11 protein-coding genes are annotated in these 12,851 nt (G+C 64.9%); 9 read left to right on the top strand and 2 right to left on the bottom strand.

Annotated elements, in window-relative coordinates; genetic code table 11:
- Positions 1-59: 59 nt before the first annotated feature.
- Positions 60-740 (bottom strand): IclR family transcriptional regulator, encoded by a 681-nt coding sequence (locus tag PV766_RS05275; protein WP_016933687.1) that lies wholly within the window; start codon positions 738-740, stop codon positions 60-62.
- Between the two features lie 571 nt (positions 741-1,311).
- Here PV766_RS05275 and PV766_RS05280 point away from each other — a divergent pair.
- Positions 1,312-2,841: a sugar transferase gene (locus PV766_RS05280; protein ID WP_421096566.1), complete on the top strand. Its 1,530-nt coding sequence runs from the start codon at positions 1,312-1,314 to the stop codon at positions 2,839-2,841.
- 78 nt (positions 2,842-2,919) lie between these two features.
- Here the strand turns inward: PV766_RS05280 and PV766_RS05285 are convergent, their stop codons facing one another.
- A complete protein-coding gene (locus tag PV766_RS05285) occupies positions 2,920-3,534 on the bottom strand; it encodes a helix-turn-helix domain-containing protein (RefSeq protein WP_064065193.1) in 615 nt (204 codons plus the stop codon).
- 262 nt (positions 3,535-3,796) lie between these two features.
- Here PV766_RS05285 and PV766_RS05290 point away from each other — a divergent pair, with 262 nt between their 5' ends.
- From PV766_RS05290 to PV766_RS05325, 8 genes are read left to right on the top strand one after another with little or no spacing between them, the layout of a single operon-like run.
- Complete coding sequence (locus tag PV766_RS05290; RefSeq protein ID WP_026003435.1) at positions 3,797-4,990, top strand: Rieske 2Fe-2S domain-containing protein; 1,194 nt, start codon at positions 3,797-3,799, stop codon at positions 4,988-4,990.
- 3 nt (positions 4,991-4,993) lie between these two features.
- Positions 4,994-6,049 carry an FAD-binding oxidoreductase gene (locus PV766_RS05295; protein ID WP_378492562.1) on the top strand — a complete coding sequence of 352 codons (1,056 nt, stop codon included), beginning with the start codon at positions 4,994-4,996 and terminating at the stop codon, positions 6,047-6,049.
- A gap of 38 nt (positions 6,050-6,087) precedes the next feature.
- A complete protein-coding gene (locus PV766_RS05300) occupies positions 6,088-6,966 on the top strand; it encodes a VOC family protein (RefSeq protein WP_129975822.1) in 879 nt (292 codons plus the stop codon).
- Positions 6,963-8,294 carry an amidase gene (locus PV766_RS05305; RefSeq protein WP_421096567.1) on the top strand — a complete coding sequence of 444 codons (1,332 nt, stop codon included), beginning with the start codon at positions 6,963-6,965 and terminating at the stop codon, positions 8,292-8,294. The genes PV766_RS05300 and PV766_RS05305 overlap by 4 nt, the downstream gene beginning before the upstream one ends.
- Positions 8,291-9,628 (top strand): M20 family metallopeptidase, encoded by a 1,338-nt coding sequence (locus PV766_RS05310; protein ID WP_242496639.1) that lies wholly within the window; start codon positions 8,291-8,293, stop codon positions 9,626-9,628. The genes PV766_RS05305 and PV766_RS05310 overlap by 4 nt, the downstream gene beginning before the upstream one ends.
- The gene (locus PV766_RS05315) at positions 9,625-10,389 is read left to right on the top strand and encodes an aspartate/glutamate racemase family protein (protein WP_016932023.1); all 765 of its coding nucleotides are present in this window, start codon (positions 9,625-9,627) and stop codon (positions 10,387-10,389) included. Before PV766_RS05310 ends, PV766_RS05315 begins: the two co-directional genes overlap by 4 nt.
- Complete coding sequence (locus PV766_RS05320) at positions 10,389-11,249, top strand: alpha/beta fold hydrolase (RefSeq protein WP_421096568.1); 861 nt, start codon at positions 10,389-10,391, stop codon at positions 11,247-11,249. Before PV766_RS05315 ends, PV766_RS05320 begins: the two co-directional genes overlap by 1 nt.
- Positions 11,246-12,775 (top strand): flavin-containing monooxygenase, encoded by a 1,530-nt coding sequence (locus PV766_RS05325; protein WP_421096569.1) that lies wholly within the window; start codon positions 11,246-11,248, stop codon positions 12,773-12,775. Before PV766_RS05320 ends, PV766_RS05325 begins: the two co-directional genes overlap by 4 nt.
- Positions 12,776-12,851: the final 76 nt, after the last annotated feature.

Genomic DNA, 12,851 nt, shown 5'->3' on the forward strand with positions numbered 1-12,851 from the left:
CGTGTCGAGAGCACAAAAAAAGGACGCCTCAGCGGGCGTCCTCGGTCGAGCGGTACCGGTCAGGTGTCGAGCAGGCTGTTGATCCGTGCTGCGGTCGCCACAACCGCCGACGCTGCAACATCGGTGTCGAGTCCTTCGATCGCGACGACCCCGACGCTCGATTCGAAACCCACGCCCTCGTGGTCGAGCGGGGAGCGCACGCTGGCTGCCACGCCGACGGCTCCGTGTTCGAGTTCGCCTGCCGTGATGCTGAAACCGTCCTCGCGGGCCCGGCGGATCGCCTCGGTGTCGGTATCCGATGGGGGGCGGCCGGCGAGGATCGCAATACCCGCCGCGCCCCGCGACACAGGATGTCGCGTACCTATTCGGTAGCCCACGCGCAGGATCCCCGTATCGGGCTCGGCTACTGCGATCACCACGCACTCGTCGCCCTCGAGCGTCGACAGGAATGCGGTGGCCGACGTCTGTCGAGCCAGGTCTCGCAGTAGCGGCTGCGTCACCTCGCGCAATCGGGGGCGGAATCGCGAACCGAGTAGTGCTGCTCCTGCGGCCAGCCTGATCCGGCCGTCCTGCATGCGCGCGACGAGCGAATGGGCCTCCAGTGTCGCCACGATCCGGTAGCCGATGGCACGAGCCACCTCCAGCTCGGCTGCGAGTTCGGCGATCGAGATTCCCCCCGGGCGTTGGGACACGATGTCCAGCGCGCGTAGACCGCGATCCAGGGTCTGGAGGGTGCTCAACGGTTCTCCTCGGGCTCTCACTAGGGGATACCGAAGCCTATCCCGACCGTATCTCCGGGTATCGGCGTGAGTGGGTGGGCGTCGACATGCTGCGTCTCCGGTTGGTGAGCGCACGCCGATGCGCGCCGCATGATGTTTTCACCGACTACGGGCAGGCGCTCGATGTTTCGGAAACTCGCAGTAACAGTATTCGCCGACCGTACTCCGTCTCGACGAGATCGGCGTGGATGAAGAAGGAATCGGCCGACTCGTGAATCCGGGCGCAAACCTTACGCAAAAGTGATTATCGTCACTTTCGGTTTTCCGGCCGTTCGGACTACGCCCGGGCAGGCGTACCCGAAGTCCAAGGGATTCAACCGAACACACGACACGACAGGCTTTCGCGTGTCCGACATCGGGTCTCGATTTACCCGCTGATCTGCGACAAGACTTCAATTCACACGTAACGCTCAGCTATTTCTCAGTGATAGCTCGGGTAACGCTCGCACGAGTCCTGTTCCAGAGCCGGGCCGGGACTCGCTCGGGGAAAGTTCTGTCTCGGGGAGGAGACACATATGGGGAGGACTGCGGGATGACGACGGTCGACGATCGAGGGCTCGACCCGTCCGACGCTCCGCGGGGTGCACGCAACCGTGCCCCCGCGTATGCGTCGCCCGGCACCGGCGTGAATCGGTGGAAGTGGCAGAACGCCTACGTCAAGCGACTCCACGTCACGGACGCGCTCGTCGTGGTGCTGTCCGTATTGCTCGCGCAGTGGGTGCGGTTCGGATCCGAGGAGCTCTTGCGCGCCGGGGAGGGCGCAGAATTCGAGTACTCGTTGACATCCGCGACCATCATCGTCGCCTGGCTGGGCGCGTTGAGCGTCTTCCGTACGCGGTCGCGTCGCGTCATCGGTGCCGGCTACGACGAGTATCAGCGGGTCGTCTCCGCGACCATCGGCATGTTCGGTGCGATCGCGATCATCGCGCTCATCTCCAACGAGCAGATCGCGCGCGGGTTCCTCGCCATCGCCCTGCCTGTGGGTCTTGTCGGTTTGTTGCTCACTCGGTGGGTGTGGCGGAAGGTGATCGCGCGCAAGCGGGCTCGGGGTGAGTTTCAGACGTCGGTGCTGGTGGTCGGTGGTGCGCGGGCGGTGCGGCATATGACGCGCACCTTCTCCCGTAAGGACGGGGAGGGTTACCGCGTGGTCGGGGTGTGCGTGCCGCGGTATTCGGGGGCGCCGGGTGAGGTGATCGATGTCGACGGCCGGGAGATCACCGTCTACGGCGACGAGCATTCGGTGGTCGACGCATTGAAGTTGTCGGGGGCGGACACGGTGGTGGTCACCGCGACGGAGACTCTGGGCAGCGAGGGTCTGCACGATCTGGTCTGGCAGCTCGAACCGCTCGAGACGGATCTGGTGGTCGCGACGGGCGTGGTCGATGTGGCGGGTCCGCGGATCGAGATGCGTCCGGTGGCCGGTCTGCCGCTGATCCATGTGGAGAAGCCGAGTTATCACGGGGCGAAGCGGTCGGGGAAGCGGATTTTCGATCTGGCGTTCGCGAGTGCGGCGTTGGTGGTGTTGGCGCCGGTGTTCGCGGTGGTTGCGTTGTTGATCAAGCTCGAGGATCGGGGTCCGGTCTTCTACCGGGCCGAGCGGATCGGTCTCGATGGCACGCCGTTCGGGATGGTGAAGTTCCGGTCGATGGTCACCGACGCGGACAGGTTGGTCGACACATTGTTGGCGCAGAACGAGGGTGCCGGTCCGTTGTTCAAGATGAAGGACGATCCGCGGGTCACGCGGGTGGGCAAGGTGATGCGGCGGTTCAGTATCGACGAGTTGCCGCAGTTCCTCAATGTTGTGCGGGGGGAGATGAGTGTGGTGGGTCCGCGTCCGCCGTTGCGGCGTGAGGTCGAGGCCTACGACGGCCGGGTCCAGCGGCGGCTACTTGTGCGTCCGGGGGTGACGGGTCTGTGGCAGGTGTCGGGTCGGTCGGATCTGTCGTGGGACGAGTCGGTGCGGCTGGATCTGTCGTATGTGGAGAACTGGTCGATGGTCTCGGATGTGTTGATCATCGGTAAGACCGTTAAGGCGGTGCTCGCCAGCGACGGCGCCTACTGAGAAATGCCCTACAAGAACGGCCTCGGAGTCCGACTCCGGGGCCGTTCTCGCATGAGCATCCGACCGAAGCGGCGTCGCTCAGTCGGAAGTGCGCTTCGTCGAGCGCCGGGGACGCGACCCGTTCTCGAGAGGTTCGAACAGGACGGCGGTGTTGAGGGTGGCGAGTTCGCGGCTCGCGGCTTCGTACAAGCCGGTGAGTACCTGCATCGATCGCGACGCGTGCCGCAACTTCGTCGTGATGTCGCTCAGTTCCTCGAGGTTGGACACCAGGGTTTCGCGACGCAGCTGGGCATAACGGTCGGTGACGGCCCGACCCTTCTCGGTGACGGTGAAGACCGAGGAGGTGCCGGCCTTCCGTCGTTCGAGTAGGCCGAGACTGACGAGCTTGCGGAGGTTGTACTGCAGGTTCGGCAGATCCTCCCGGTTGGTCAGCTGGGCGATCGTCGCGGTGTCCTTGGACCGCTCCTGCATTCGCACGACGTGCAACGCCACGATCTCGTTGAATGCCAGGTCGAGATCTGTGGCGGCTCGGATCGCCTGGATGGCGAAGCGCTGGAAGCCGCCCTCGGCTTGGAGGATCGCGAACTCGAAGGACGTCAGCGCGTCCTCGTAGGCGTTCTCGGCGAGATGCCAGCGTCTGCCGGTGGGCAGGGGTGCGGTATCGCTGGTCGGCTCGGAGTCTGCGCTGGTCATCACTGTCTTCCGCGATCGGCCCGGGCTTGCGCCCCGCGGCGGTGGCGCCGCGCGAGTTCACGGTATCAAGATTGCGCGCATGTGTTCAATGTAAATTTCGTGGAATTTCTATTGACGTTTCATGAAACTTCGATACTGTGGCTTCAGACACAGCGATGTGTCACCCCACACTTCTCCGAAACCCGGCTTCCGGGTCCCTCGCGGTCGTGCCGGCCCACGAGCCGACCGAAACCCCACCCACCACCTCCAGGGAGGTTGTCCCATGACCGCTATCTCGCACAGCGGATCGTCGGCGGGAGTCACCCGCCAGTACGCCCCATATGTCCAGGCAGACTGGGGCTTCGCCAACCATTGGTATCCCGCTCTGCTCTCCCACGAGCTCGAGGACGGCAGCGCCAAGGGCGTCACCATCGGTGGACATGACATCGCGTTGCGCCGCAGCGCCGGCAAGGCCTACGCGGTATCCGATCGGTGCATCCACCGCGGGGTGAAGCTCTCGGCGAAACCGATGTGCCTGTCCGAGGGCACGATCACCTGCTGGTACCACGGCTTCACCTACGGACTCGAGGACGGAAGCCTCACGACGATCGTCGGCAACCCCGACGACTCGCTGATCGGAAAGGCCGGCATCCGGACCTACCCGGTGGAAGAGGTCAACGGGATCATCTACGTGTTCGTGGGTGAGGAGGATTTCGGCACCCCTCCGCCGCTCGCCAACGATCTTCCTGCACCGGTCACCAACGATCCCAACGATTCTCCGGTTCCGCACCTACTCGACGAGGGCATCGTGATCCGGGGGATCCACCGCAAGCTGGTCGGCAACTGGCGCCTCGCGGCCGAGAACGGCCTCGACCCGGGGCACCTGCTGGTGCACTGGGACAACCAGATCCTTGTCGCTCTGGACCGCGCTCTGCCTCTCGGCGTCAACGCTCTCACCGACTCCGCGACCGAGGAGATCGACATCGAGAACGGTCCCAAGGGTGTGATGAACCGCTACGACCGTCCCGACCTGTACCAGCCGGTTCTCGACAACCCCAAGGTCAACATGAAGGCTCGCGGCACGGTGCCGCACTACTTCCGCACATCGCTGTGGGTTCCCGGTGTCCTGATGGTCGAACACTGGCCCATCACCGATCACGTCCAGTACGAGTTCTATGTCCCGATCGACGATCATCATCACGAGTACTGGGAGGTCATCGCTACCCGCGCCCGTACCGACGAGGAGATCGCGGAATTCAACTTCAAGTACGACAACTTCATGCTGCCGCTGGCACTGGAAGGTTTCAACAACAGTGACGTCTTCGCGCGTGAGGCCACCGAGGAGCACTACACCCGCTTCGACGGCTGGAACAACGAGATGCTGTGCGACATGGATTATTCCATCATCGCGTGGCGCAAGATGGCAGCTCGTCACCCCCGGGGCTTCTTCGAGTCGCCGTACCTCGACGAGGACTGAGCCATGACGATCACCCCGACCGAAGCGGTCGCGACGTCCGGTACAGATGTCACCCACACCGTGGACCTGACGTTCGCGGACGGCACCAAGACGGTGACCGTGCCTGCAGGCTCGACGGTCCTCGAGGCGGCAGAGGCCGCCGGGGTCCGCCTGGTCAGCCAGTGCACCGTCGGTACATGTGGCACCTGCGTCGGCAAGGTCGTTCGCGGCGACCTCCAGATGCCTCGGGATCGAGTGTTCTCCTTGCGACAGGACGAGATCCGCGACGGACAGCGCCTGTTGTGCCAGTCGGTGGCGTGCGCGGACAGTGAAGTCGAACTCGACTATCCGGCCTCGATGCTGGACGACTACCCGCTCGTCGCCGCCACCGCCAAGGTCGGGGCGATCACCTGGCTCGGAGAGTCGGTGGTGGAACTCGTGCTCAAACTGCCGAAATCCGTCCGGTTCGCCTTCCGCGCGGGACAGTACGTCCGGATGCAGGTGCCGGGTACCGAGGAGTGGCGCTCGTACTCGATGGCCTCGGGTGAGCGCGACCGCAAGAAGCTCACCTTCACCATCCGGGTCCTGCCGTCGGGGGCGATGTCGGACTATCTCCGCAACGGTGCCGTGGTCGGCGACAAGATCGAAATCGAAGGCCCCAGCGGCGCATTCGGTCTCGTGGAGGAATCCGGCCCCACGTTGATGATCGCCGGCGGCACCGGTCTCGCGCCGATGCTGTCCATGCTCGAGAATCTGCAGACCGCTCGCGAGGACACCCCGATCCGCCTGGTATTCGGATGTACCAGGGAAGCGGATCTGTTTCACCTCGACGAACTCCGTGCACGGCAGAGTTTCATGCGCACTCTCGACGTCCGGGTCGTGTCCGATGAGCCGACCTCCATCGACGGGGTCCTCACCGGAAACCCGGTCAGCGTCCTCACCGCGGACGACGTTCGTGACCCCCGTACTGCCGCCTATCTCTGTGGACCTCCCGCGATGCTCGCCGCCGCGCACGACCGGCTGGTCGAACTCGGCCTGCCGGCCGAGCGCATTCACGCCGAGCAATTCCTTCCCAGCTAGCCGCTCGCCGCGGCACCCCTTTCGAAACAGAGGACGATATGAGCATCACCCGCTTGGGCGCTCTGAGTGTCGATGTCTCCGATCTCGACACCTGGCGTCAGGTCTTGGTCGATCTGCTCGGCCTGCAGGCACGCCCCCGAGTCGACGACAGCGATCCACTGCTGATCCGGCTCGACGACCATCACCACCGCATTGCGTTGTACCCCGCGGACGAGGACCGGATCCGGGCCATCACCTGGGAGGTCGACGACCTCGACGATCTCCGTGATGTCGCGGAGCGGGTCGCGGCCGAGGGCATCGACGTCGAATGGATCGACACCGGCTCACCGGAAGAGCGACTTGCCGTCGCGGCGTTCCGATTCACCGACGCCGACGGTTTTCCGAACGAGGTGGTCTTCGGGCCCACGATCGACCACACCCCGCTTGCCGGGGGAGGGGTGATCAGTGGGTTCGTCACCGGTGAACTCGGCCTCGGTCACGTGGTCCTGATGTGCAAGGACTACCCCGCCGCGGTCGACTTCTACACCCGAGTCCTCGGTTTCGATCTCACCGACTACATCGTCTGGGACGGCGCGGACGCCACCTTCCTGCACTGCAATCCGCGGCATCACAGCCTGGCCTTGATGAACGAGTGCTTCAGCTTCACAGGCGGCGACTTCAACCATCTGATGATCGAAGTGGCATCCCTGGACGACGTGGGCCGCGCCTACGATCTCGTCACCGGTGCGGGGATCGCACTGCAGATGACCTTCGGCCGACATACCAACGACGGCGTCACGTCGTTCTACATGCGTACACCGTCCGGCTTCGCGATCGAGATCGGCTACGGAGGCGAGAGGATCGACTCCGACAGCTGGGAGGTCAAGACCTTCCGCTCGCCGTCGCGGTGGGGCCACGAGCCACAGAAGGCCGGATGAATACCGTGACCGGTTCCGACACCGGCTCTCCGATCGCCGGCATCCTCGCCGACGAGCACCCGAGTGTGTCTGCCGTCGAGCGCTGTCTGGACCGGATCGCGAAGCGTGATCACGTAGTCGGGGCATGGGCGCACCTCGACCCCGGTCTTGCGATCGAGCAGGCCCGGGCGCGGGACGGAGAAGAGCGACGATCTCCGCTGCACGGCATTCCCATCGGGCTCAAGGACATCATCGAGACCGGCGACCAGCCGACCGGTTACGGGTCGAGTCTGTGGTCCGGTTGGCGACCCGTGCAAGACGCGGAGGTCGTCCGCCGGCTCCGGCGCGACGGCGCCGTGATCCTCGGCAAGACGACCACCACGGAGTTCGCTACCTACCGGCCTACTGCGACCCGGAATCCGCACGGGCTCGGTCGAACTCCGGGCGGATCGTCGAGTGGGTCCGCGGCTGCCGTCGCGGACGGTCAGGTGCCGCTCGCACTCGGCACCCAGACCGCAGGGTCGGTGCTGCGGCCGGGTTCGTTCTGCGGGGTGTTCACGCTGAAGCCGACCTACGGGCGGTGGCCGTTCGACGGGGTCCTTCCCGTCGCGCTGACTTTCGACACCGTCGGTGCCTTCGCTCGTCATCCGGCATGGCTGGGTGCGATGGACGAGTCGCTCTCGACCGACGGAGCCTCCACTCCGCCGGCGTCGGTCCTTCCGGCGTTGCACGAACTTCGGGTAGGGATTCTCCGGCCGCCGTGGGCGGACCGGGCCACCTCGGCCGCAGCCGCGCTACTCGACGAGTTCGCGGAGAATCTGCGCGGTGTGGTGGCCGACGTACGGGACGTGCCGGTCCCGGACGCGCTGGGCGCGCTGGACGGTGCGCACACCCTGATCATGGCCGCGGAAGCCGCCGCCTCGCTCGCCGAGCGTGTCGCCCGGCCACACGCCGAACGCGTCTCCGAGCAGTTGCATCGCTTTCTGCACGACGGCCGCACCGCCACCCCCAGCGAGATCCAGTCGGCGCGTCAGGTGCTGCGGGACGTCCGAGCGTTCGTGGGAGGTGTGTTCACCGAGGTCGACGTCCTGGTCACGCTCGCGGCGCCGGGTGAGGCCCCGCCGATCGAGGCCGGTACCGGGGACCCGGTGTTCAACAAACTTGCCAGTATTGCCGGATGTCCGGCCGTCGGTCTGCCTGCGGGACGTGGGGTCGAAGGTCTGCCCCTCGGCATCCAGATCGTCGCGCCGCACCACGCCGATCAGGGGCTGGTCCGTATCGCGACGTGCCTGACCGACCGCGTGGGACTGGCGCATCGTTTCGAGGTCCACGAAGGGGGCCGACCGTGACCGACACTCTCGATACCACCGACGCCGTGACGCTCGACCCCGCTCGGCGGGAGATGTACGAGAAAGTCTGCGCGAAACTGAACCCCGACCGGTTCAGGAACCTGCTCGTCGACCTGGTGAATATCCACAGTCCGACCGGTCGGGAGCGTCCCGCGTCCGAATACATGGCGAACTACTTGCAGGAGAAGGTCGGTATCGGTGCCCGGTACCAGCCGATCTCCGAGCACACCGGCAACGCGATCGGTGAGCTGCCCGGTTCCGGTTGCGGTAGCCGACTACTCCTCTACGCGCCCATAGACACCCATATCGACCCCGAGGCCGACGTGCCATGGGTCGGGAAGTCGTTGCGGCCCGACATGATTCCGGAGGCGAAGGTCGACGGTGATCTGGTGATCGGGCTCGGTGCATCGAATCCGAAGTGCATGGTGGCGGGATTGACCGAGGTGCTGCACGCGGTCGTCGACGCCGACCTGCCGTTGCTGGGTGATCTGGCCATCGGGTTCGCCGGTGGTGGGATGCCGGTGAGTATGAGCAACCGCGACCAGGTCGGTATGAGCTCCGGTGTGTTCCACCTGCTCACCCACGGTATGATGCCCGACCACGCGATCGTGCTGAAGCCGTGGTGGGCGGTGTACCCGGAGGAACCCGGGATGTGCTGGTTCAAGGTGACCGTGCGCGGGACCTTCGGGTACGCCGGTATCAGTCGCGGTACCGAGGGTTTCCGGTCGTCGATCGTGCCCGCGGCCACGGTGATCCACGCGATCGAGGCGTGGCTGCCGGAATACACGGCACGCAACACCTCCGGGTCGACGCTGCCGGAAGGGTGGATCTCGGCGGTCCGCTCCGGAAACCCGGACAAGCCGGCCTTCCCGTCCGCCGCGACCGAGATCTATCTCGACGTGCGGGTCAATCCACGGACCACACCCGGCGAGGTGCGCCACCAGTTCGCCGAGATGATTCGTGCCCTGCGCACGCGGCATCCCGACATCGAACTGGATTGGGAGATGTACGGGTCCCTGCCGGGCGGCATGACCGACCCCGACAACTGGATCATCCGGAGCTGTCGACGCGGTTGGGAAGAAGTCGAGGGCAGGCCCTACGAGTCCACCCCGCTGCTGGGCGGACAGACCGACGGGACCCTTATCCGTCGTCTCGGAGTTCCCTGTGCCCGAATCGGTTACCCCTGGCCACCGGCGAGTGCCCCGGCCGAACTCGACGAGGGTCTCGGCGGCATGGGCGTCGCCTCGGTGACCGACGTGATGATGGCGACCCGGGCGATCGCGTTCGCGGTCGTCGACACCCTGACCCGTACCCGAGAGGAACTCGACCTGTGAAGCGCGTACTGAACATCGTCCCCGTTCCGGTTCCGCCGGAAGCGCTGGACGCTTTCGCCGCCCAGCTCTCCGGTGACTTCGTGCACCCGGCGTTCGAGAACGTCTTCGTCTCGGCACGCAATGGCGGCGGCGCCCTCGACAGCGCCTACGAGACGACCCTCGCGGACGCCTTCGTGCTCGACGCGGGTTGTCGTGCGGAAGAGCAGGGTTACGTCGGGGTCTGTGTGAACTCGATGAGCGATTCGGCGCTCGCCGCCTTGCGCTCGAGGCTGTCCATCCCGGTCGTCGCACCGAGTCAGGCCACGATGCTGCTGGCCTGCCTGCTCGGCAGGAAGTTCTCGGTGATCACCATGTGGCCGCAGTGGCACGAGTTGTACCACAAGGCTGCTCGCGAGAACGGCATCACTTCCCGGCTCGCTTCCGTGCGTGACATCGGTGTCCGTCCCGACACCGCCGAACTACTGGCAGGCAAGGAGGATTTCGTCTTCGCAGCACTCGAGCGCGAGGCGAAGACAGCGATTGCGGAGGACGGCGCCGACGTCATCATCCTGGGCTCGACGACGATGCACCGGAGTCATGCCCACCTGTCCACCGTCCTCGACGTGCCGGTGCTCAATCCCGGTGTCGTGGCCTACAAGATGTGCGAGATGCTCGTGCAGACCGGCCTGTCGCACAGCAAGCAGGCATACCCCTCTCCCGAGCGGCCGCAGGACGACCTGCTCGCCGCGGTGGCTTCCGTCTTCACTTCCGAGGAGTTCTGATGCAGGTCGATGTCAATCCCGAAGTTGCACAGACCATCCGCACCGCCGGATTCGAAACCAACTATCACGACGTAGGGGAGGGAAACGGCATTCCGGTGCTGCTCCTCCACGGTTCCGGCGCCGGCGTTTCGGCATGGGCCAACTGGCGGGGACTGATCCCCGCCCTCGCAGAGCAGCATCGAGTAATCGCTCCCGACCTTGTCGGCTTCGGATACACAACCCTTCCCGATCCGGTCCGGTTCGAGATCTTCGATACCTGGATCGATCAGATCCTCGCTCTCCTCGACGGACTCGAGATCCCGAAGGTGCACGTGGTCGGCAACTCGTTCGGTGGTGGCCTCGCGTTGCACCTCGCAGTTCGGCACCCGCAACGTCTCGGCCGAATCGTACTGATGGGAGCCGGTGGCGTGCAGTTCGACTTCACGCCCGAACTCGATGCGCTCTGGGGGTACACACCCTCGGTCGAGAACATGAAGAAGATCATGGACATCATGGCCTACGACCGGTCTCTGGTCACCGACGAACTGGCCGAACTGCGGTACCGGGCGACCATCCGGCCGGGTGCACAGGAAGCCTTCGAACAGGTCTTCCCCGCACCTCGGCAGCGGTGGCTGGACGCGCAGATCGTTCCCGACGAGGACCTGGCTGCCATCGAGCACGAGGTACTCATCCTGCACGGACGAGAGGACCGCGTGGTGCCGGTCGCCGCGTCGCAGAAGATGTTCGGCCTGATTCCCAACTCGCAGTTGCACGTCTTCGGTAAGTGCGGTCACTGGACTCAGATCGAGCACGCCGCGCGCTTCCGGCAATTGGTGAGTGCGTTCTTCGCCGAGGACGCCGCGGAGGTGAACAAGGCATGACCGCACGGGGACGAAGCGTTGCAGTGGTGGGTGCGGGTATAGCCGGCCTGTGTTCGGCGAAATTGCTGTCGGAGTTCGGTTTCGACGTCCACATCTATGATCGGACACCCGACGTCGGTGGGGTGTGGAGTGTGACGCGCCGGTATCCCGGTGTCACTACGCAGAACAACAAGGGCACGTATGCGTTCTCGGACTTCCCGATGCCGGACGAGTACCCCGAGTGGCCTACCGGTGAGCAGGTCCAGCGATACCTCGAAGGCTATGTCGAACATTTCGGACTTCGGCGTCTGTTGCGGTTGAACACCGAAGTGGTCTCGGCGGATCAGGATCCGGTGTCCGAGCGGTGGAGGGTCACGGGTCGGCACCTCGACTCGCATGAGCTCACAGTGGGGGAGTACGACTTCCTCGTGGTGGCCAACGGTATCTTCTGTGATCCGTTCGTCCCGCCCTACGAAGGCAAGGGCGAGTACGAGGCAGCGGGCGGCCGGCTCTGTGCAGCATCGGATTTCCATGATCTCGTCGATGCGGAGAATCGTGACGTGCTGGTGGTCGGGTACGGCAAATCATCCTGCGACGTAGCCGAGGCGCTGAGCGAGGTCGCGGCGTCCACTACGGTCGTGGCTCGCGAGGTCACATGGAAAATGCCGCGCAAGCTGGCAAACGTGCTCAACTACAAGTACATCCTGCTCACTCGTCTCAGCGAGGGGCTGTTCGAGCACATCGAGCAGCGAGGATTCGGGCGGTTTCTGGTCGGGCGGGGCAAGTTCGTCCGGAACGGTCTGCTCGGCGCTGTCGAAAAGGTCGCCCGTCGGCAACTACGGCTCGATCGGACCGGATTGGTGCCGGAGGGATCGTTCGAGCGGATCGTGCGTCACGCGGTCAGCCTCGCTACCGAGGGTTTCTACGAGAAGGTCGAGGCCGGCACGATCTCGGTGCGACGGGGCCGATCCATCGTGGTTCTGAGAGAGAAGGACGGTCGGCCGGTCGCCGAACTCGACGATGGAACGGTGCTGCCGGCGGACGTGGTCGTCTGCGCCACCGGGTTCGTACAGCGAGTGCCGTTCCTCTCGGCAGAGGTGCAGGCACGCCTGTTCGATGATGACGGCAACTTCCTGCTCTACCGTCAGATCCTGCCCGACGACGTGGCCAACCTGTACTTCGTCGGCTATGGGTCGTCGCTGTTCAGTCCGCTCAGCGCCGAGGCCGCGGCGTTGTGGAGTGTCAATCACATGCTGGGCGGGGATATTCCGCCCGTGGAGGAGCGCCGCGAGTTCGTCCGCTCACGACTGGACTGGATGATCGAGCGCACCGAGGGTAAGCAGGCTCGTGGCACGAATATCATTCCCTTCTCGCTCCGGCACGTGGACGAGGTTCTCGACGAGATCGACCTGAATGTCGGCCCCGGTACCCGCCTGCTGCAATGGCTACTGCCTGCCCGCCCGTCCTCGTACCGGCATGCCGCCCAGGAATTGAAGCGGCGGCACTCGGTGAGCGGCAAGAATGAGGTAGTCTCGGCGGAGCGTTGATCGTTCTCGTATGAGTACCGGCCGAAGCGCCATGAGTCCACGGATATGCCGATATCGTGGGACGAAACAGTTCGGA

Source organism: Rhodococcus sp. As11 (assembly GCF_048957735.1).
Lineage (GTDB): Bacteria > Actinomycetota > Actinomycetes > Mycobacteriales > Mycobacteriaceae > Rhodococcus > Rhodococcus gordoniae.